The 683-nt window shown below is 62.1% G+C and carries 1 protein-coding gene; it reads right to left on the bottom strand.

What is annotated here, in order from left to right; translation table 11 throughout:
• Window positions 1–683 (bottom strand): class 1 integron integrase IntI1 (intI1, locus tag V6E55_RS25590; protein WP_031996045.1); only part of this gene is annotated, 683 nt, incomplete at both ends.

Genomic DNA, 683 nt, shown 5'->3' with positions numbered 1-683 from the left:
TTCTACGGCACGTTTGAAGGCGCGCTGAAAGGTCTGGTCATACATGTGATGGCGACGCACGACACCGCTCCGTGGATCGGTCGAATGCGTGTGCTGCGCAAAAACCCAGAACCACGGCCAGGAATGCCCGGCGCGCGGATACTTCCGCTCAAGGGCGTCGGGAAGCGCAACGCCGCTGCGGCCCTCGGCCTGGTCCTTCAGCCACCATGCCCGTGCACGCGACAGCTGCTCGCGCAGGCTGGGTGCCAAGCTCTCGGGTAACATCAAGGCCCGATCCTTGGAGCCCTTGCCCTCCCGCACGATGATCGTGCCGTGATCGAAATCCAGATCCTTGACCCGCAGTTGCAAACCCTCACTGATCCGCATGCCCGTTCCATACAGAAGCTGGGCGAACAAACGATGCTCGCCTTCCAGAAAACCGAGGATGCGAACCACTTCATCCGGGGTCAGCACCACCGGCAAGCGCCGCGACGGCCGAGGTCTTCCGATCTCCTGAAGCCAGGGCAGATCCGTGCACAGCACCTTGCCGTAGAAGAACAGCAAGGCCGCCAATGCCTGACGATGCGTGGAGACCGAAACCTTGCGCTCGTTCGCCAGCCAGGACAGAAATGCCTCGACTTCGCTGCTGCCCAAGGTTGCCGGGTGACGCACACCGTGGAAACGGATGAAGGCACGAACCCAGT

Source organism: Enterobacter sp. 342 (assembly GCF_036663495.1).
Lineage (GTDB): Bacteria > Pseudomonadota > Gammaproteobacteria > Enterobacterales > Enterobacteriaceae > Enterobacter.
This window is presented reverse-complemented; position numbering and strand designations above follow the sequence as displayed.